At 65.1% G+C, this 19,635-nt stretch carries 18 protein-coding genes and 1 riboswitch; of the genes, 7 read left to right on the forward strand and 11 right to left on the reverse strand.

From position 1 onward, the window contains the following. The 3 genes from ACY3GB_RS16425 to ribB all read right to left on the reverse strand — a co-directional run. Positions 1-1,137 (reverse strand): histidine kinase dimerization/phospho-acceptor domain-containing protein (locus ACY3GB_RS16425; RefSeq protein WP_463089692.1); only part of this gene is annotated, 1,137 nt, incomplete at its 3' end. A gap of 91 nt (positions 1,138-1,228) precedes the next feature. Then, positions 1,229-1,939 (reverse strand): riboflavin synthase subunit alpha, encoded by a 711-nt coding sequence (locus ACY3GB_RS16430; RefSeq protein WP_463089693.1) that lies wholly within the window; start codon positions 1,937-1,939, stop codon positions 1,229-1,231. An 11-nt stretch (positions 1,940-1,950) separates the two neighbouring features. Then, a complete protein-coding gene (gene ribB / locus ACY3GB_RS16435; protein ID WP_463089694.1) occupies positions 1,951-2,583 on the reverse strand; it encodes a 3,4-dihydroxy-2-butanone-4-phosphate synthase in 633 nt (210 codons plus the stop codon). Between the two features lie 132 nt (positions 2,584-2,715). Next, a riboswitch (FMN riboswitch) is annotated at positions 2,716-2,864 on the reverse strand. Between the two features lie 77 nt (positions 2,865-2,941). Between ribB and ruvB the strand changes: the two genes are divergently transcribed. The 3 genes from ruvB to ACY3GB_RS16450 all read left to right on the forward strand — a co-directional run bounded on the left by ruvB (position 2,942) and on the right by ACY3GB_RS16450 (position 5,120). Further along, the gene (gene ruvB / locus ACY3GB_RS16440; RefSeq protein WP_463089695.1) at positions 2,942-3,979 is read left to right on the forward strand and encodes a Holliday junction branch migration DNA helicase RuvB; all 1,038 of its coding nucleotides are present in this window, start codon (positions 2,942-2,944) and stop codon (positions 3,977-3,979) included. Positions 3,980-4,135: 156 nt separating this feature from the next. Beyond that, positions 4,136-4,555 (forward strand): hypothetical protein, encoded by a 420-nt coding sequence (locus ACY3GB_RS16445; RefSeq protein ID WP_463089696.1) that lies wholly within the window; start codon positions 4,136-4,138, stop codon positions 4,553-4,555. Next, positions 4,542-5,120, forward strand: a complete 579-nt coding sequence (locus ACY3GB_RS16450) for a nucleotidyltransferase family protein (protein WP_463089697.1) — start codon at positions 4,542-4,544, stop codon at positions 5,118-5,120. Before ACY3GB_RS16445 ends, ACY3GB_RS16450 begins: the two co-directional genes overlap by 14 nt. Positions 5,121-5,162: 42 nt before the next feature. On the opposite strand, the gene ACY3GB_RS16455 is transcribed toward ACY3GB_RS16450, so the two are convergent. From ACY3GB_RS16455 to ACY3GB_RS16470, 4 genes are all read right to left on the reverse strand, one after another. Beyond that, positions 5,163-6,236 (reverse strand): ABC transporter substrate-binding protein, encoded by a 1,074-nt coding sequence (locus ACY3GB_RS16455; RefSeq protein WP_463089698.1) that lies wholly within the window; start codon positions 6,234-6,236, stop codon positions 5,163-5,165. 94 nt (positions 6,237-6,330) lie between these two features. Further along, a complete protein-coding gene (proB, locus tag ACY3GB_RS16460) occupies positions 6,331-7,449 on the reverse strand; it encodes a glutamate 5-kinase (RefSeq protein ID WP_463089699.1) in 1,119 nt (372 codons plus the stop codon). 75 nt (positions 7,450-7,524) lie between these two features. Beyond that, positions 7,525-9,018, reverse strand: a complete 1,494-nt coding sequence (locus tag ACY3GB_RS16465) for a hypothetical protein (RefSeq protein ID WP_463089700.1) — start codon at positions 9,016-9,018, stop codon at positions 7,525-7,527. 84 nt (positions 9,019-9,102) lie between these two features. After that, positions 9,103-10,449 carry an adenosylmethionine--8-amino-7-oxononanoate transaminase gene (locus tag ACY3GB_RS16470; RefSeq protein WP_463089701.1) on the reverse strand — a complete coding sequence of 449 codons (1,347 nt, stop codon included), beginning with the start codon at positions 10,447-10,449 and terminating at the stop codon, positions 9,103-9,105. A 277-nt stretch (positions 10,450-10,726) separates the two neighbouring features. Here ACY3GB_RS16470 and ACY3GB_RS16475 point away from each other — a divergent pair, with 277 nt between their 5' ends. The 3 genes from ACY3GB_RS16475 to ACY3GB_RS16485 all read left to right on the forward strand — a co-directional run bounded on the left by ACY3GB_RS16475 (position 10,727) and on the right by ACY3GB_RS16485 (position 14,972). Further along, positions 10,727-11,215, forward strand: a complete 489-nt coding sequence (locus tag ACY3GB_RS16475) for a pilin (protein WP_463089702.1) — start codon at positions 10,727-10,729, stop codon at positions 11,213-11,215. Positions 11,216-11,277: 62 nt separating this feature from the next. Then, positions 11,278-13,095, forward strand: a complete 1,818-nt coding sequence (locus ACY3GB_RS16480) for a PglL family O-oligosaccharyltransferase (RefSeq protein ID WP_463089703.1) — start codon at positions 11,278-11,280, stop codon at positions 13,093-13,095. A gap of 92 nt (positions 13,096-13,187) precedes the next feature. After that, positions 13,188-14,972 (forward strand): PglL family O-oligosaccharyltransferase, encoded by a 1,785-nt coding sequence (locus ACY3GB_RS16485; RefSeq protein ID WP_463089704.1) that lies wholly within the window; start codon positions 13,188-13,190, stop codon positions 14,970-14,972. An 83-nt stretch (positions 14,973-15,055) separates the two neighbouring features. Here ACY3GB_RS16485 and rpoH read toward each other — a convergent pair whose 3' ends face one another. The 4 genes from rpoH to ftsY form a co-directional block, all read right to left on the reverse strand. Then, positions 15,056-15,919 (reverse strand): RNA polymerase sigma factor RpoH, encoded by an 864-nt coding sequence (gene rpoH / locus ACY3GB_RS16490; protein WP_021478152.1) that lies wholly within the window; start codon positions 15,917-15,919, stop codon positions 15,056-15,058. Positions 15,920-16,046: 127 nt separating this feature from the next. Continuing rightward, positions 16,047-16,955 (reverse strand): permease-like cell division protein FtsX, encoded by a 909-nt coding sequence (ftsX, locus tag ACY3GB_RS16495; RefSeq protein WP_463089705.1) that lies wholly within the window; start codon positions 16,953-16,955, stop codon positions 16,047-16,049. After that, entirely contained in the window at positions 16,952-17,605 is a 654-nt protein-coding gene (gene ftsE, locus ACY3GB_RS16500; protein WP_011137750.1) for a cell division ATP-binding protein FtsE, read from the reverse strand. The genes ftsX and ftsE overlap by 4 nt, the downstream gene beginning before the upstream one ends. 63 nt (positions 17,606-17,668) lie before the next feature. Continuing rightward, entirely contained in the window at positions 17,669-18,820 is a 1,152-nt protein-coding gene (gene ftsY / locus ACY3GB_RS16505; RefSeq protein WP_463089706.1) for a signal recognition particle-docking protein FtsY, read from the reverse strand. A gap of 237 nt (positions 18,821-19,057) precedes the next feature. Here ftsY and rsmD point away from each other — a divergent pair, with 237 nt between their 5' ends. Next, positions 19,058-19,612, forward strand: a complete 555-nt coding sequence (rsmD, locus tag ACY3GB_RS16510; RefSeq protein WP_463089707.1) for a 16S rRNA (guanine(966)-N(2))-methyltransferase RsmD — start codon at positions 19,058-19,060, stop codon at positions 19,610-19,612. The last annotated feature ends 23 nt before the right edge of the window (positions 19,613-19,635 follow it).

Genomic DNA, 19,635 nt, shown 5'->3' on the forward strand with positions numbered 1-19,635 from the left:
CCCGCCGGCGGGGCTGTGGCGGATGGCGTTGAGCAGCAGGTTGTCGACGATGGTTTCCACCTTGGACGCGTCGCCGCGCACCGCGCCGGGCGCGCCGTCCAGCGCCACGTCCAGCCGCTTGGCTTGCCACAGCGGCTGGCAGCTGGCCAGCCTGGCCTCCAGCAACTGGCGCAGCGGAAAGGCGGAAACGTTCAGCGTGGTGGACAGCCAGAGGCCGGCGTCCTGCTTCAGCAGCGCCTCCACCCGCTGGCGCAGCGTCAGCGCGTTGTTGCCGAGGATGTCGACGATGTGGCGCTGTTGCGGATTGAGCGGGCCGGCCACCTGCTCCTTCAATAGCGCGGCGGCCTCGTGTATCGACGCCAGCGGCGTCTTCAGCTCATGCGACACCTGGCGGAAGAAGCGGGTTTTCTGCTGTTCCAGCTCAACCAGCCGCAGGTCCAGCTGTTCCAGCTCCCGTCCCAGGCGCTGCAGGTCGGCGGGGCCGGCCTGGCGCCAGTTCAGCTGCCGGGCGCCGCCGGCCAGCCGGGCGATGCGGCGCTGCAGGCCGCGCAGCGGAGCGTGGATCAGCAGGGTGACGATCAAGGCCAGCAGCACGGCGGCGGCCAGCGCCAGCCAGGCCAGGCGGTTGGCCTGCAGCCGCATCCGTTCGATGTCGTCCCGCCAGCTGGCCTGCCGCTTTTCGCCGGCCTGGGCCAGCGTCTGCTGCTGTTGATCCAGCACGCGGTTCAGTTGGCGGAACAGCGCGTCGCGCTGCTGGCGGCGATCGGGGGACAGCCTCTGCAATTGCGAGGCGAGGGCGAGGGCGCTGTCTATGCCGGCTTGCGCTTCGGCCGGCGCGTCCTGCCGCAGCGTCCGCTGCGCGCGCTGCAGCTCGCCGCGCGCCTGGCTGGCGGTCTCGCCGAGCTTGCGATCGCGCAGGATGGCCGCCTGGCGGCTGGCGCGCTCGAATTGCACCGCCTGCTCTTGCGACAGGCGCGCGATGTCCTGCCAGCGTTGGGCCTGGCGCTGGTGAAGCTGGGCGCTGTCGGCGGCCAGGCCCAGCTCGTGGCGCAGCTGCACCAGCGCCGCGGTGGGGATCAGCGCGACGCCGAGAAAGCCGGCCAGCAGCAGGCCGCGGAAGGAAAGGAAGCGGAGCATGGTGTCGGCGATAAAGAAAACAGGGGCGCGGATGCGCCCCTGTTCAGCAGACAGGCCGGCGGCCGATTGGTTCGCGGCCGCCGGCCCGCGCTCAGCGCGCGGCCAGCGCCGGGCGGTGGCGGCTGGCGGGCAGCAGCGCGGGCGCCAGCTCGTCCAGCCTGGGCGCGAGCAGCGGCATCAGCGCCGCCAGCTTGTCTTCCAGCGCTTCGCGCATGGTGTCGACCAGCACCTGGGTATCGCGTTCGATCTCCAGGTTCAGCCGGCTGCCGGCTTGCTTGGCGCCGAGCGAGGTGGCGCGGCGGGTTTCCGGGATCAGCCACACTTCTATCCAGCCGGCCTGCTTGTCGATGTCGGCGATGGTCAGGCTGACGCCGTCCAGCGCCGCGTAGCCTTTGGCGAACAGGTAGCGCAGCGCGCCGGCGGGCACCGACAGCCGCAGGCACAGGTTGTCGCCGTATTCCTTGCGCTGCTCGACGGTCGCCTGATAGTCGACGTGGCCGGACAGCGCGTGGCCGCCGATCTCGGCGCCGTCGCGCAGCGCGCGCTCGGCGTTGACTTCATCGCCGACGCTGCACGCGGCCAGCGTGCTGGTGACCAGCGTCGGCAGGATCAGGTCGAACTCGGCGCGGTCTCCCCGCGGCGGCGCGGCCACGGTCAGGCAGGCGCCGTTGACGGACACGCTGCAACCCTGGATGAGTCCGGCGCAGAAGCCGGGCGGAAAGTCGACGGCGATGCGGCGGCTGGCCTCGCCTTCTTCGATGGCGGCGATGCGGCCGATGGCCTGGGTGATGCCTGTGAACATGTCGCGCCTCCTCAAGCCTGTTCGCGCTGCAGCCATTCGGCCAGCTCGGCGACCGACAATTGCGGCAGGCCATGGCGCTCGGCGTAATCCTGCACCTGCTGGCCGCGCATCATGGTGCCGTCCGGATTCATCAGCTCGCACAGCACGCCGGCCGGGCTGAAGCCGGCCAGCCGCGCCAGCTCCACTGAGGCCTCGGTGTGGCCGCGGCGCTCGCGCACGCCGCCGGCGCGGGCGACGATGGGATAGACGTGGCCGGGGCGCACCAGGTCGCTGGGCTTGGCATCCGGCGCGATGGCGGCGCGCATGGTGGTGACGCGGTCGGCGGCGGACACGCCGGTGGTGACGCCCTCGGCCGCCTCGATGGCGACGGTGAAGGCGGTGCCGTAGCGGCTGCCGTTTTCGGCGGCCATCGGCGGCAACTGCAGCCGCTCGGCGCGCTCGGGCGTCAGGCACAGGCAGACGATGCCGCTGCCGTCGCGGATCATCCGCGCCATTTCCGGCACGGTGAGCGTGTCGGTGGCCAGGATCAGGTCGGCCTCGTTTTCGCGGTCGGCGTCGTCGGCGACGATGACCGGCAGGCCGCGGCGCAAGGCGTCAAGCGCGGCGTGGACGCGCAGGGAAAGGATATCGGTGTGGGCGTTCATGGAAACGGTCCTCAAATAATGGATTGAGAAACACGTCCCGTGGGCGTGAAGCGGATAGCGTACGGCTATCCGGCGCGACAAACGCGCGGATACGACACAGTTTTCCAGCCGCGGGCGCGGACGGATGACTGGCGTCGTCTTCTTTCATCCGGACTATGACCGTCGGCTCTGGCATTTCACCAGATCTGCTGACCCTTCGCCGTGCGGCGAAGGCGCTCGCGGGCTCGGCGCTTGCGCGCCATACCGCCGGTGGGGAATCGCACCCCGCCCCGAAGACGTTGGCCGCACAGCGCGGCCAGCGGCGAGTATAGCGCGGTGTTAGAATGTCGGCAGCAAGATTCACCCCAAGAGTTCCCCGATGATAGAAACCGACAAGCTGTTCGGCGCCGCGCCGGAGCGCCGCATCGTCACCCCGCAACGCGCGTCCGACCAGGAAGAGGCGCTGGAGCGCGCGCTGCGGCCCAAGCTCTTGGATGAGTACGTCGGCCAGAAGAAGGCGCGCGAGCAGCTGGAGATCTTCATCGAGGCGGCGAAGAAGCGCGGCGAGGCGCTGGACCACGTGCTCTTGTTCGGCCCGCCCGGCCTCGGCAAGACCACGCTGGCGCATATCGTCGCGCGCGAGATGGGGGTCAATCTGCGCCAGACCTCCGGCCCGGTGCTGGAGCGCGCCGGCGACCTGGCGGCGCTGTTGACCAATCTGGAGCCGCACGACGTGCTGTTCATCGACGAGATCCACCGCCTCAGCCCGGTGGTGGAGGAAATCCTCTATCCGGCGCTGGAGGACTACCAGATCGACATCATGATAGGCGAGGGCCCGGCGGCGCGGTCGGTGAAGATAGACCTGCCGCCGTTCACGCTGGTGGGCGCCACCACCCGCGCCGGCATGCTGACCAACCCGCTGCGCGACCGCTTCGGCATCGTCGCCCGGCTGGAGTTCTACAACGCCGAGGAGCTGACCCGCATCGTCAGCCGCTCGGCCGGCTTGCTCAATGTGCAGTTGTCCGACGACGGCGCCTTCGAGGTGGCCAAGCGCTCGCGCGGCACGCCGCGCATCGCCAACCGCCTGCTGCGCCGGGTGCGCGACTACGCCGAGGTGAAGTCCGACGGCGTGGTGACGGTGGCGGTGGCCGACGCCGCGCTGGCGATGCTGGACGTCGATCCGGCAGGCCTCGACGTGATGGACCGCAAGCTGCTGCAGGCCATTCTGGAGAAGTTTTCCGGCGGACCGGTGGGGCTGGACAACGTCGCCGCCGCGATCGGCGAATCCACCGACACCATCGAGGACGTGATCGAACCGTTCCTGATCCAGCAGGGCTATCTGCAGCGCACGCCGCGCGGCCGGATGGCCACCGCCCAGGCTTATCTGCATTTCGGCCTGCCGGTGAAGGATGCCTGACGTTCTGCCCATGATCCGCTGAGCGGCCCTTCGGGGCCGTTTTCGCATCCCGGACGCGGCAGAAGGCGGCCGCGCTTGTCCGCGCGCAAAGGCTGGCCGGGTGGCGGGCATGCAAAGCGCGTACAATGACAGTATTCCTTGATCGAGCAAGCCATCATGTTCTACGTGTTGTTCACCACCATCCTGATCGTGGTGGTGCTTACCGCCGCCGCCGCCGCCCGTTTCTTCGACCCCGCCGTCGGCAAGATACTCAGCCGCACGCTGGGGCAAGACCTGGCCGACGCCTGGCGCAAGTACGTGTTCTTCGCCATCGTGGTCAGCGGAATCTCCGGCGGCGTGCGCCAATGGTCGCTGCAGCAATACCTGCCTCCGGCGCCGGGCAAGGGCACCACCCAGCTGCAATTGAGCGGCGAGCGCTGGCTGCTGGAGCTGTTCCAGGCCTTCATCAGCACCTTGCAATCCATCGCCTGGGTGGTGCTGCTGTTCTTCCTGTGCGCGATGTTGGCCTATGCGATCATGCGCGCGGTGGAGTACCGCCGCGAGGAGTCGGGCCCGCGCCGGCATGGGGACGAGTGACGCCGGCCGGCTGGCGGAGCTGGTCCGCGCCTCGCCGTGGCTGATGCGCGCGTTGCGCGCCGCGCGGGAGCTGGGCCTGGCCGACTGGTGCATAGGCGCCGGCGTGGTGCGCGGCCTGGTGTGGGACGCGCTGCATGGCTTCGAATCCACGCCGTCGGCGCTGTCCGACATCGATCTGGCGTACTTCGACGCTTCCGATCTTTCCGCCGAGCGCGAGGCCGCGCTGCAGCGCCGGCTGGCGTCGGCCCATCCCGACCTGCCCTGGGAGCTCACCAACCAGGCGGCGGTGCACTTGTGGTTCGCCGGGCATTTCGGTTACGAAGTGGCGCCCTTGCCGTCGCTGGACGCGGCGGTGGCGACCTGGCCCGAGTACGCGACGGCTGTCGGCGTCGCGCTGAACGCAGACGACAGTCTGCGCATCATCGCGCCGTTCGGGCTGGACGATCTGTTCGGCATGACGGTGCGCCGCAATCCGGCCAGGGCCTGCGCTGAGATTTATCGCCGGAGGGTGGCCGACAAGCGCTATCCCGAGCGTTGGCCGCGGGTGACGGTGATCCATGAATGAAAAACGCCAGCTTCAGGCTGGCGTTTTTCAAGGCGCGGGCGCTCAGCTGCCGATCTTCACCTGCGACCACAGCCGGTTCAGCTCGCGGCGGGATTTCACGTCCAGGTCCTTCAGCGCCACATACTTGCCCTTGGACGGGTCCAGCATGATCACCGGGTTGGCCTTGATCTGCGGCTTGAAGAAGGCCTCGGCCGCCTTGACCGGATTGGTCGCGCCGATCTGGTTGGAGATCTCCGACGCGTTCTTGCCGTCCAGCATGAAGTTGATGAACTTGTGCGCCAGGTCCGGGCGCGGCGCGTCCTTCAGGATGGTCATATTGTCGATGGCCAGCACATTGCCTTCCCGCTGCGGGCGGTAGGCGAGCTCGAAGGGCCGCTTGGCGTTCTTCGCGTCCTGCTGCGCCTGGAACAGGTCGTTGGAATAGCCCAGCGCTACCCAGATGTTGCCGACGGTCAGCTCCTTGATGTAGCTCTGGTTGTTGAACGCGGCCCAGTACGGCTTGGCCTTGCGGATGGTGTCCGCGGCGGCTTTCCAGTCGGCCGGATTGGCGGAGTTGGCGTCCTTGCCCAGATACATCAGCGCGGCGGCCATCAGTTCGCGCTGGCTGTCCAGCACGGTGACCTTGCCCTTGATCTTGGCCAGCACTGCCGGATCGAATACCAGCGCCCAGCTGTTGGCCTTGCTTTCGACGCCGGCCTTCTTCAGCTGGGTGGCGTTGTAGCCGATCAGCGTCAGCGACACCACGGTGGGCGCGGCGTGGCGGTTGCCCGGGTCGAAGGGCTGGTTGAGCGCCAGATAGCCGTTGTTCAGGTTCTTCCAGTTGGGCAGCTTGCTCTTGTCCAGCGGCTGCAGCTTGCCCTGCTTCAGCAAGGTGTTCACCGCGAAGGCGGTGGGAAACACCATGTCGTAGCCCTTGGCCCCGGCGGCCAGCTTGGCCAGCATCTCTTCGTTGTCGCCGTAATAATCCTGCACCAGCCTGCACTTGCACGACTGCTCGAAGCGCTTGGCGGTGTCGGGCGACAGCGCGTTGTTCCAGTTGTAGATGTGCAGCACGTCTGCGGCTGCGGCCGAACCGAAGGCCACCGCCAACAAGGCGGCCAGGGCGATCTTGTTCATATACGGAAAATCCTTGTCGATTATTTTGGTGTTGCAAAAACTAACCCCTGCCGGGCAGGGGTCGGGAAAACCGTTTGCCGCAGGCCGGGCGATGTCAGAGCGCCACCATATTGTCGCGGTGGATCAATTCGGGCTCCACGATGTAGCCGAGCGCGGCTTCGATCTCGCGGGTGCTCTTGCGCATGATCTGGCGCGCCTCGTCCGAGCTGTAGTTGACCAGGCCGCGCGCCACCTCGTTGCCGGCGGCGTCGACGCAGGCCACCGCTTCGCCGCGCAGGAAGTCGCCCTCCACCGCGCTGACGCCCACCGGCAGCAGGCTGGTGCCGCGCTCGCGTATCGCCAGGGCGGCGCCGTCGTCCAGCAGCAGGCGGCCGGCCAGCTTCAGGTGGTCGGCCAGCCATTGCTTGCGCGCGGCCATGCGGTTGGTGGCGGCGACCAGCTGGGTGCCGATGGATTCGCCGTCGGCCAGCCGCGACAGCACATGCGGCTCGCGGCCGCTGGCGATCACGGTGGCGGCGCCGCTGCGGGCGGCGCGCTTGGCGGCCAGGATCTTGGTGATCATGCCGCCGGTGCCGACGCTGGAGCCGGCGCCGCCGGCCATGTCCTCCAGGCGCTCGTCGCCGGCCTCGGCCTGATGGATGAATTCGGCGTCGGGGTGCTTGCGCGGGTCGGCGCTGTACAGGCCGCGCTGGTCGGTCAGGATCACCAGCGCGTCGGCTTCGATCAGGTTGGTGACCAGCGCGCCCAGGGTGTCGTTGTCGCCGAAGCGGATCTCGCTGGTGACCACGGTGTCGTTCTCGTTGATGATCGGCACCACGTTCAGGTTGAGCAGGCTGGTCAGCGTCGAGCGGGCGTTCAGGTAGCGGGTGCGGTCGGCCAAGTCTTCGTGGGTCAGCAGGATCTGCGCGGTGCGCAGGCCGAAGGAGCGGAAGGCGCTCTCATAGGCCTGGCACAGCCCCATCTGGCCGACGGCGGCGGCGGCCTGCAGCTCGTGCACGCCCTTGGGACGCACGGTCCAGCCCAGGCGCTGGCAGCCTTCGGCGATGGCGCCGCTGGAAACCAGCACCACTTGCTTGCCGCGGCGTTTGAGCTCGGCCACTTCTTCCGCCCAGCGCGCAAGGGCGTTCAGGTCCAGTCCCCTGCCGTCGTTGGTTACCAGGCTGGAGCCGACTTTGACCACGATACGGTCGGAAGCGTGAATCACCGAGTGCATCAACGGACCTCTCTATGAAAGCCAATAATTATAGAGAGGGCAGTGTACCCGAAAAAGCCCGGCGCTTGCGCCAGGTCAAAAGTGCTCGCTGGGACGGTATTCCATCAGCTGAAAATGCGGCGATTGCTGGTGCAGCTTGGAGACGCGGATCAGTTGCTCGCCGTTTCCATCGCGCAGCCGGAACTCGCGCAACTGGCTGAAGGGATGGCCCGGCAACAGCAGCAGCGCCGGGGCATCCGCGCTGGCGGGCAGCCTCAGGCCGCGCTGAAAACTGTCGCCGCTGTGGGTGATGCTGGGCATGGCCCGCACCGGCTGCGGCTGCGGCCCCAGGATTTCCACGCCGCATTCCACTTCCGCGCCGGCCGGCTGCATCAGCACCCAGCGCACCGCGCACAGCCGCGCTTCGCCGTCCTGGCTCAGCAGCAGCACCTCGCCGGCGCGCAGCGGCTGCTCCAGCGGCAGGCCGCGCAACAGGTAGCCGGATTCGCTGCGGTTGGCGATGGTCAGCAGGCTGGGCGCGGGAGGCGGGCGCAGATGGGAGCCGTCCTCGTCTGGATCGGCGCCGGCCGGCTGCCAGCTGCCGCCGTTGACGCGGTGCCAGATGGCGGCCACGCCGGCGGTGATCTCGGCTTGCGCGTGCGTGTCTTCCCGGCTGTGCCGCCGCCGCCGCGGACGCTGCCACTCTTCCGCCAGGCCGCTGAGCAGCCGCACTTCGTCGTTCAGCATGGGGGAGGCGCTGCCGCTGGCGGTTTTGCGCAGCTGGGCCAGGCTTTTCCGCATCGAGTCCAGCGCGCCGGACAGCTCGAGGAGAAAGCAATCGGGCTGGGATGGTGACGGCCGGGCGGGGAGATAGCGAGGCGGGGCGTCCTCCCGCAGATCCAGCACATAGCCCTGGCGGCCTTCCGGCAACCGGGCCAGCGGCAGCAGTTCCACCTGCTTGGCCAGATCGTAAGCCAGTTGCCTGGCCAGCTGCATGTCGCTGGCCGACAGCCGGTTGGTGGCGGTGAGTCCCAGCAGCAGCAATTGGCGGTAGATGACGGCCAGCGTGTCGTCGCCGGCCAATGATTTGTCCTGCCAGCCGCGCTGCAGCGCCAGAGCGTACAACTGGTGGCAGTCCAGCCAGAAGCCGCCGGGGAGCGGGTAATAGTTTTGCTGGCTGATGTTCAGGTATTGCCGCGCGGCCATCATCGTGTACAGCAGCAGCTCCTGCTTGGGCTGCTCGCGCTCCAGCAGCGCGTGGCGGGCCAGCTTCTCGTTGAGCGTCTGCTTGAAGGCCAGGAACAGGTTGGCGAACAGCTTGACGCTGATAGCAGCCAGCAGCCGCATCTTGGGGGAGGCGACCGCGTCGCCGTGCTGGGCTTCGTTCTCCAGCAACGGGTAGTAACGATCCAGCGCTTTCAGATAGAGCTTGAGCAGCTTGTAGCGCTGCATGGGGTCCATCGGAACGCGGCCCAGCTGGTGGAGGCCCTGGCCGAGCAGCTTGCCGCATTCGGCCAGGTCGGTGTAAGGCAAGCGCTCCAGCCAGGCGGCGACGCTGGCAGGCTGGGTGTTGACGAGTTGCGGGTCCATATCCTTCTTCGGCAAGACGAGTGGCGGCATTCGGGAGAGGCTCCGAGGCGGGCGCTGCGCAAGGGCGGAGAAGGCCGGAAACGCTCAGGGCAGCGGGGTCGCGTCGCCGCCGGCGCTTTCTCCTGCCAGCACCTCGTCCAGCGCATCGACGCCGGCCGCCACCAGCCAGTCCATCTCCTCGGGTTTCAGCGTGTACGGCGGCATGAAGTAGACCGATTTTCCAATCGGCCGCAACAGGCATCCGCGTTTCAGCATGGCCGAAAAATAAGCCAATGCAAAGTCCGCGCGCGGTGTTTCGACGTCGAAGGCCCAGATCATCCCTTGATGGCGGAAGTGGCGGATTTCGGGCCGCTCGATCAGCGGGCGCATCCGTTCGATGAAGTCGGCGGCCTTGAGCCGGTTGGCTTCCAGCACGTTTTCGTCTTCGAAGATGTCCAGCACCGCCAGCGCCGCCGCGCAGGCGAGCGCGTTGCCGGTGTAGCTGTGCGAGTGCAGGAAGCCGCGCGCCACGTCGTCGTGGTAGAAGGCCTGGTATATTTCGTCCCGGGTCAGCACGCAGGACAAGGGCAAGAAGCCGCCGGTGATGCCTTTGGACAGGCACAGGAAGTCCGGCGTGACGCCAGCCTGCTGGTAGGCGAAGAAGCTGCCGCTGCGGCCGAAGCCGACGGCGATTTCGTCCGCGATCAGATGCACCTGGTAGCGGTCGCACAGCCGGCGCAGTTCGGTCAGGTAGATGGGATCGTACATCGCCATGCCTGCCGCCCCCTGGACCAGCGGCTCGACGATCACCGCGGCGATCTCGCCGCCATGCTTGGCCAGCAGGTTTTCCATCGAGCGGGCGGCGCGCAGCGCGATATCGGCCGCGCTTTCGCCAGGCCCTGCCTGCCGGGCGTCCGGGCTGGGCGCGCGCAGGCCGGGTTTCAGCAGCTCGGCGTAGGTGGACGAGAACAGCGGCACATCGGTGACCGCCAGCGCGCCGACGGTTTCGCCGTGGTAGCTGTTTTCCAGGCTGACGAAACGGTTTTTTTGCGGCCGGCCGACATTCTTCCAGTAATGAAAGCTCATCTTCAGCGCGATTTCGGTGGCGCTGGCGCCGTCGGAGCCGTAGAAGGCATGGCCGAGGCCGGACAGCTTGGCCAGCCGCTCCGACAGCTCCACCACCGGGCGGTGGGTGAAGCCGGCCAGCATCACGTGTTCCAGCCGGTCCAGCTGCTCGCGCACCGCCTGCTTGATCCGCGGGTGGCCGTGGCCGAACAAATTCACCCACCAGGAGCTGACGCCGTCCAGGTAGCGCTTGCCGTCGAAATCGGTCAGCCAGACGCCGTCCGCGCTGGCGATGGGCACGATGGGCAGCCGCTCATGGCGCTTCATCTGGGTGCAGGGATGCCAGACGGCGGCGAAACTGCGCTCCAGCCAGGCTTGGTTGCTCATGCGGCGGCTCCTGTGTGTCCGGGTGGGAAAGCGATGCTAGCACAGTCCGAACGGGCAGTCCGAGTGACGAAAAACGGCAGTTTCTGACCTATGCTGACAAGGCTGTGCCCGGACCGGCATCGATGGCCGGCCTTGCGCGGGGCTGGCATGTTTCGTGCTGGCCGGTTTCGGTACAACATGACGGGGCAAACCCGCGACCTTTGAAGATGGGAAGGAGGGACGAGGCGACGCGTCTCCCTCCACTTTGGCTAAGCTTGGCTCAAACTGGGAGTTCAACATGAAGAAACAGCATCGGCAGCAGGGCTTCACCCTGATTGAACTGATGATCGTGGTGGCCATCGTCGGCATTTTGGCCGCGATCGCGATTCCGGCTTATCAGGATTACACCAAGCGCGCGCGAGTGTCGGAGGGCTTGTCCCTGGCGTCTGCGGCGCAAACGGCGGTTGCGGAATATTATGCAGCGCAGGGCTCATACGCCAGTGGTACGGCGCCTTTCAATACCAATTATGGCCTTGCTGCTCCGACTTCGATCTCGGGGCCGTCAGTCAGCCAGGTGTCGGTATTGGCGAACGGCGTTATTCCGGTTACGTTCACCTCCGCGGTCTTAAATGGCGCGTTGCTCGAACTTGTTCCCTCCTCGGGGACCGGCTCGGTGACCTGGGTTTGCACCTATACCGGGAGCACCACGGTCGCTTCGAATGCGATCGCTATTGCAGCCGCTAATCAGCTATCGGCTAATTGGGTGCCCACAAATTGCCGCGTATAGCTATGATTGTTTTGTTATGACCAAGAGGCGCGCAAGCGCCTCTTTTTGATTCTATGCCAACAATGAAAAAACTGCCGATCTTCATGTTTTGGATTTTGCTATTTGCCGCGCCCTTTCTTAATTATGCCCGTTATAGCCCACTACAAGATTGGTGGACGCACGCGCTGGTAATCTTGGGTATCGGTATGGCTGCGTGCTGGTTTTTCCACTTTCGTATGGCGACGTTGGCTATTCCTCGCGCAAGCATATTTTTATTGGCTTTTTTGTTATGGATTGTCGCTTCCGGCGCGTGGGTGGGAAATTACATTGCAGCGGTCCAATGGGGAGGGGTATTAGCCATCATGCTTCTTCTCAGCCTGTGCGCTGGACTCTGGTTGAGGCAAGAGTCGGCATTGTGCGCGCTTGCGTGGATATTGCTAGGCGGTGGCCTGTTGCAATGCGTGATTGGTTTGATACAGCTTGCAGGAGGGGCGCCTTATCTGCATGGCTTTGTCATCTATGATCCGCTCAATCCATCTATCCCTATCGGTAATTTAGCGCAGCGCAATCATTACGGGGAGTATTTGGGCTGGAGTATCATGGCTTGTTGCTATCTATATGGCACGGGGCGCTTGACCAGAGTATTGGGGGCTGCTTGCATGCTGATGCTGACCATGTTGATGACCTGGTCGGGTTCGCGCCTGGTTCTGGCTTACGGATTGGCCATGGCGGTGCTTGGCTGGTTCTGGCACAGGCGCGCTCGTTCGGATGAACGGGTGACGAAGATGGTGGCAATGTTGGCGTTCGCCTTGCTGGCATTGGCTATGTGGCAGCTGTTCAGTGGTCCGTTGGTCAGAGGAATGCAAGCACTAGGCTGGTATTTCGACGCGTCAAGCGGTGCGGAGAGAATGCTTGGCGATAGTTTCGGCTTGCGACGGCGCATCGAGTGGAGCAAGGCCTGGAGCATGTTCCAGACTCATCCTTGGACAGGTTATGGTGTTGGCGGATATGCTTATCAGTCGGAATGGTTGGAGTTGTCTGGCGGCCTTCCTAAGTCGCCGGAAAATTGGTTATTCACCCACTGTCATAACTTGATCTTCCAACTGCTGGCGGAGACTGGGATTGTTGGCACGCTTATCGTGATGGCTGGTTTGCTTTTTTGTTTATGGCCTTATTTTTTCAAAGGGCAGCAAACGCCAGAGCATTTGATGCTAATCGTTATCGCATTGATGATATTGGGACATAGTTTATTCGAATTTCCTTTGTGGTATCTTCCCTTTTTGGCAATGCTGATCATCATTTGCGCACGGGCTCCTGGTCCTTGTATTGTTGCGCGATTGGAAACGGATCTGATAAGGTGGGTTGGAGTGACGGCAGGAGGCTTGATGCTGATTTATATGATTTCCGGGGTCTGGATTTTCCAGAATCTGGTACGCTACAATCATCCCAGTATCAGCTTTGAGGAGAATCAGCAGCGAGTCGCGTATCTGCAGAAAGTGATGATTGTTCCATGGTGGAGCGACAGCGCGAAGTTGATTCTATTGAATTATATTGATGTCTCAAGGGATATGGCAGACGCCCGTATCAGCTTTATGGAGGAGCTGGCTAGGAGCCAACCTTTCCCAGGCGTGCTGCTTAAACTTGCGATGCAAAGGCTGCTCATGGGCAAGGAGCAAGAGGCTAAGCAGGCCATGGCCTTGCTGATCGCCAACTTTCCTGACGAAGCTCCCAAGGTCGCGCTTTTTTTGCAGGGCAGGGGGGATCCGGCATTGCAGCCTTTGACTCAAATGGCCAATAAGGCGGCAGGGGAATATGACCGCTATGGCTCAGGCGCGGAGGCTGGCCGCGTCGCCGCCGTGATGACCGTCGCGTCACCGGTCACGCGCAAGACGCTGTTCTGAGCTTTGTAACGCGCCGACACACTTGATGGGTTTTGCCGGGGCGGCGCATGCGGTATGCTGCCCGCTTCCTGCTTTCCGACATCTGATCTGCCATGACTTTTCAGAAGATTTCCGAGCGCTTGGCGCTGCTGGCCCTGTGCCTGATCGCCATCGTGCCCTTCGCTTCCCGCGTCCACTTCGTGCCGCTGCCGCAGTGGTTCGGCGAGATCAACGTGATTTGGCTGCTGCTGGCCGCCGGCGCGTTCCTGATCCCCGGCGGACGCCTGTTCGATTCGATGCCGCGCGCCGGCTGGCTGTGCCTGGCCTTGGCCGGTGCCTGGGCGCTGCAGCCGCAGTTCGTCCACCTATTGTTCCCCGGCATGAGCTACGTCACCGCGCTGGCCTGGCTGGCGACGGCGTTGCTGGCCTCGGTCACCGCATCGCTGCGCGGCGCCTTGGGCGACCGCGAGTTCGCGGTGTGGCTGGCGCGGGCGGTCATCGTCGGCGGCCTGGTGCAGTCGCTGATCGGCACAGCCCAGCTGACTGGCCTGGCGCCGGCGCTGGGGTTGTTCTATGACGGCTCCCACCCCACCAGCAATATCTTCGGACACATCGGCCAACGCAACCAGTATGCCCATTATCTGATGTGGTCGGTGGTGTCCGGCGTCTACCTGTTCGCCGTCGGCCGCCTGGGCCGCGGCTGGCTGGTGGCGCTGGTGCTGTGGATGGCGCTGATGCTGGGCTGGGCGGGTTCCCGCACCATTCTGCTGTATCTGGTGGCCCTGTCCGCGCTGGCCGGGCTGTGGCACTGGCGCAGCCGCGACGAGGCCTCGCGCCGGATGATGCTGGCGATGTGGGCCGCTTCGGCTACGATACTGGCCGCCCAGTTCGCGCTGCCCTTGTTCAACCACCTGATTTCGCTGCTGACCCACTCCGATGTCGAGAACGCGTCCGGCATCGCGCGGCTGGCGGCCAACGGCGACGACATGGGCGCGCGCCGCTTCGCCGAGATGCATAAGGCCTGGATGACCTTCCAGGCGCACCCGCTGTGGGGCGTGGGCTGGTCGCAGTACGCGGCGGAAAGCGTGCGCCTGCAGCAGTTGCCCCAGTTCGCCGCGGCCGGTTACAACAGCGGGCTGTTCACCAACGCCCACAACCTGCTGATGCAGCTGCTGGCGGAGATGGGCGGCGTGGTGACCACGCTGGTGCTGGCCGGCTTCGTCTGGACGGTGCTGCCCTTCTTCCGCCGCAAGGCCGAGCCCGAGGGCGTGCTGGCGCTGGGTTGCATCGCGGTGACGCTGACCCACAGCATGCTGGAGTATCCGCTGTGGTACTACTACTTCCTGGCGATGCTGGTGGTGTTCATGGCGATGGCACCGCGCGGCGAGCGCCCGCTGGCCTGGCCGATGCGATTGCCCTTGCTGGCGGCGCTGGCATGGGTGGGCTGGCTGTCGATCAGCACCTCCTCCATGTTCTGGGAACTGGTGAACCTGTACGTGCCGACCGGCAACGCCGCCAAGGACAAGGTCCGCACCGAGCGCCTGATCGAGATCGTCGAAACCAAGCCCTTGTTCGCCTACCACGCGCTGTACACGCTGGATGATTATCTGCCGGTGAATCGGGACAACCTGAAGCAGAAGCTGGCGCTGGAAGACAGGCTGACCGAATTCCGCCCCTATCCCGACGTGATGCTGAAGCGCGCCCAGCTGGAAATCCTGGCCGGCCAGCAGGCCAAGGCCGAGCAGACGCTGCGCACCACGCTGGCGTCGTTCCCGACCTATGCCGGCCAGTTCCTCGAGACGCTTGGCGACCAGGAACCGGCATGGGCGCCGCTGCGCCGGGTCAGCCGCGAGGCTTACGACAAGCTGCCGGCCAAGTTCCGCACCTTGCAGGAGTGAGCCGTCCCGCCGCCTTCTGGCGGCGGGCAATAAAAAAGCCGCTCGAATCTTCGAGCGGCTTTTTCGCGTCCGGCGGCGCGGGATCAGTTGTCCAGCACCACGCCTTCGCTGAGCGCGGTTTTCATCTTGGTCAGCGCCTTGGCCTCGATCTGGCGGATGCGCTCGGCCGACACGCCGAACTCGGCGGCCAGCTCGTGCAGCGTGGAGCCGCTGTCGTCGGCCAGCCAGCGCGCCTCGACGATGCGGCGGCTGCGGGCGTCCAGCGTGGACAGCGCGTATTCCAGGCCTTCCGACTGCAGATGGTCGAAAGCGCGGCGCTCCAGCGCGCGGGTCGGCTCGCTGTGGCTGTCGGCCAGCCAGTCTATCGGCGCGTAGCTGTCCTCGTCGTCGCTGTCGGCCAGCAGGGAGATGTCCTGGCCGTTCATGCGGATTTCCATTTCGCGCACTTCCTCGGGCTTGACGCCCAGATCGTTGGCGATGGATTTGGCTTCCTGCTCGGACAACGCGGAGAAACCGCTCTTCATGCTGCGCAGGTTGAAGAACAGCTTGCGCTGCGGCTTGGTGGTGGCGATGCGCACCAGGCGCCAGTTGCGCAGGATGAATTCGTGGATTTCGGCCTTGATCCAGTGTATGGCGAACGAGAACAGGCGCACGCCGCGGCCCGGCTCGAAGCGCTTGACCGCCTTCATCAGGCCGATATTGCCTTCCTGGATCAGATCGGCCTGCTGCAAGCCGTAGCCGGCGTAACCGCGCGACACGGACACCACCACGCGCAGGTGCGACAGCACCATCTGCCGCGCCGCTTCCAGATCGTTTTCCTGCTGGAAACGGGTCGCGAGTTCGGTTTCCTGCTCCGGCGTCAGCATGGGCACGCTGTTCACGGCCTGGATGTATTGTTCCAGGCTGCCGCTGGTCGACGGGACCGGAAGGGCAAATGTTGTGTTCATTGCGATGGCTACCTCCTTGGGTAGTGCTATGTTAGCACTCGAATATTGAGAGTGCTAGCAGTGAAAGGTTCCCGAGTCAATGATATTTAACAATCGGCTCGATAGCTGAAACCTTTCGCTTGTCATTTTATTTGGGCTCGACTTTGCGCAGGTGGTGGTCGGCCGCCAGACGCGCGCCCAGCATCGCCAACGCGGCGGAGATGCCGATCAGCGCCGCCAGCTCCGGCAGGCTCAGCCCGCGCAGCGCCACCCTTTCGCCGTACAGCATCGCGAATTCGCTGATGGCCGGGTTGGCCATCGCGGCCAGCCAGCACGACAGGCCCCAGGCCAGCAGCGCCGCCAGCACGCCTTGCCACAGCGCGTGGTACAGGAAGGGGCGGCGGATGAAGCTGTCGGTGGCGCCGATCAGCTTGGACACCGCGATCTCGTCCTGGCGCGCCAGGATCTGCATCCGGATCGCGTTATGGGTGACCAGCACCAGCGCCAGGCCCAGCGCGGCGGCCAGGAACCAGGTCAACTTCTTGCCCATCTCCACCATGCCGTACAGGCGCTTGGCCCAGCTGGCGTCGAATTGCGCCAGTTCCACCATCGGCAGGCCGGACAGCTCCTTCTGCAGCATGTCCAGCTCGCGCGGCTCCAGCGATTTGGGCGTCACCACGAAAGCGTCGGGCAGCGGGTTGCCTTCCAGCCCGTCGGACAGGCCGGACAGGCCGTTGCGCTTCTCCAGATCCTGCAGCGCCTGGCCCTTGCTGACGAAGGAAAAGCTCTTCACCTTGGGGTGATGCGCCAGCGTGCTGTTGACGGCGGCGATGTCGGCCTGTTCGGCCGCTTGTTCCATGAACAGCGTGATCTGCGGCGTGGCGGTCAGGCGGCCCACCCATTCCTGCACGCTGTTGACCGCGAGGTACAGCGACAGCGGCAGGGCCAGCGCCAGGGCCAGCATCAACAGGGTCAACAGGCTGCCGAAGGGCTGGCGGACGATCTTGGCCAGCGCCTGCTTGGCGCTTTGCCAGTTCAGATAGAGAAAGTGTTTCATGCGGCGAACTGTCCTTCCCTCAGGCGGATGATGCGGCGGCCGTAATCTTCCATCAGCGTTTCGTCGTGGGCCGAGATCAGCACGGTGACGCCCACCTGGTGGAAGGATTTGAACAGCTCCATGATGTCCAGCGCGTAGGCGCGGTCCAGGTTGGCCGACGGTTCGTCGGCCAGCAGGATGCTGGGGCGGTGGACCACGGCGCGGGCGATGCACAGCCGCTGCTGCTCGCCGCCAGACAGCCGGATCGGCATCATTTTTTCCTTGGGCAGCAGGCCCACCTTGTCTAGCGCCGCGCGCACGCGCTTGGCGGCGTCGCGGCGGTCGAAGCCGATGATGTCCAGCGGCAGCATCACGTTGTCGAACACGCTGCGGTCGAACAGGATCTTGTGGTCCTGGAACACCATGCCCAGGTGCTGGCGCACATAGGGCACCTGGCTGGCGCGCAGCTTGGACAGGTTCTGGCCATTGACGATCACGCCGCCGCTGGTGGCGCGCTCGATGCCGGCGATCAGCTTCAGCAAGGTGGACTTGCCGGCGCCGGAGTGGCCGGCGAGGAACACCATTTCGCCGGTTTCTATGGTGAACGACAGGTTCTTCAGGGCTTCGTTGCCGCCTGGATAACGCTTGGTGACCTGGTCGAACTGTATCATTGAGAGGTTTCCCGCTTGTTGGCTGAGAAAAGGCGGCCGCGCCTGCGGCCGCGAATCATTGTCTTATTCGAACAGCGCGTCGATGTAGTCGCGGCTGTCGAACGGCCGCAGATCGTCGATGCTCTCGCCGACGCCGACGAAGCGCAGAGGAATCGGCCGCTGCTTGGCGATGGCGGCGATCACGCCGCCCTTGGCGGTGCCGTCCAGCTTGGTCAGGATCAGGCCGGTCAGGCCCAGCGCGTCGTCGAAGGCCTTCACCTGGCTGACGGTGTTCTGGCCGATGTTGGCGTCCAGCACCAGCACCACTTCGTGCGGGGCGTCCGGCAGCGCTTTCTGGATCACGCGCTTCACTTTCTTGATCTCTTCCATCAGGTGCAGCTGGGTCGGCAGGCGGCCGGCGGTGTCGGCCAGCACGATGTCGATGCCGCGGGCGACGGCGGCCTGGATCGCGTCATAGCAGACGGCGGCGGAGTCGCCGCCCTGCTGCGCGATCACGGTGACGTTGTTGCGCTCGCCCCAGGCGATCAGCTGCTCGCGCGCCGCGGCGCGGAAGGTGTCGCCGGCGGCCAGCAGCACGCTCTTGCCCTGGCTCTGGTAGTACTTGGCCAGCTTGCCGATGGAGGTGGTCTTGCCGGCGCCGTTGACGCCGGTCATCATGATCACGAACGGCTTCTTGCCTTCCACGTTCAGCGGCACTTCCAGCGGGCCGATCAGCTCCTGCAGCGAATCCTTCAGCGCGCCCTTCAATTCGGACGAATCCTTGAGCCCCTTCAGCGATACGCGCTCGCGCACGTCCTGCAGCAGATGGACGGTGGCGTCCATGCCCATGTCGGCGGTCAACAGCACCGTTTCCAGCTCTTCGTACAGGTCTTCGTCGATCTTGCCGCCGCCGAACAAACCGGCCAACTGTTTGCCGAGCCGGTCGCGGGTCTTGGCCAGGCCGGCTTTCAACCGTTCGGTCCAGCTCATTTTCTTCAGCGGCGCCGGCGCTTCCTCTATTGGCGCGGCGGGCGCGGTCGCGATCGGCGCCGCCGGGGCCGGTTCGGAACGCGGGGGCGGTTCTACCGCCGCCGCCGGGGTTACGTCGAGTTGGGGCTCCGCGGCGGGGGCATGGATCTCGGGCGCGGCGGGCGCTTGTTCCGGCGCGGCCTGCGCCGGCATTTCGATTTGCGGCGTTTCCGCCGGCTTGGTCTTTTTCTTGAAGAAGCTAAACATGCGTGAATGGGCCAGAAAAGCGGTAAATGGCTAAGATTGTATCCTCAAACGCCGCCGAGCACAGAATCGGCTGGCGACGCGCTTGCCGAAAACGGCGGCGCTGTTGAAAACATATATAAGGAATAATTGCCGAATTTCGCCGCCGGCGCGACAGAATCGCCGCCCGGCGCGCGGGAATGAGGCGCTAAAGTCCTGATCAGGTTAAACTCTCGCGCTTGTCCCTAGAGTTTAGCTTTCATGAGTCAGACACGTAATAAGGTCAGAATCATAGGCGGCGACTATCGTCGCCGCCTGTTGCCTTTCCCCGAAGCCGAAGGTTTGCGGCCGACGCCGGACCGCGTGCGGGAGACGCTTTTCAACTGGCTGGGCCAGGATCTGTACGGCAAGAGCTGCCTGGATCTGTTCGCCGGCAGCGGCGCGCTCGGCTTCGAAGCGGCGTCGCGTTCGGCGCGGCGGGTGGTGATGGTGGAGAAGTCGCGCAAAGTCTATGAGTCGTTGCAGGCCAACCGCCAGTTGCTGCAGGCCGGCGCGCTCGACGTGGTCGCCGGCGACGCGCTGCCGTATCTGAAGAACAGCCGCGAAACCTTCGATGTGATCTTCCTGGATCCCCCTTACGACTCCGATCTGCTGCCGCGGGCGCTGCCGCTGGCTTTGGAGCGCTTGTCGGAGGAGGGGGTGCTGTATGTCGAAGCGCGGCAATGGCCGGATGAATTGCCGGAAGGCCTGGCGGTACTGCGGCGCGACAAGGCGGGCATGGTCCATTACGGCCTGTTGAGCCGGCTGCCCGGATAGCAGCGTCGCGGCGGGGTGTTTGC

This window comes from Chromobacterium sp. Ag138 (assembly GCF_055181315.1).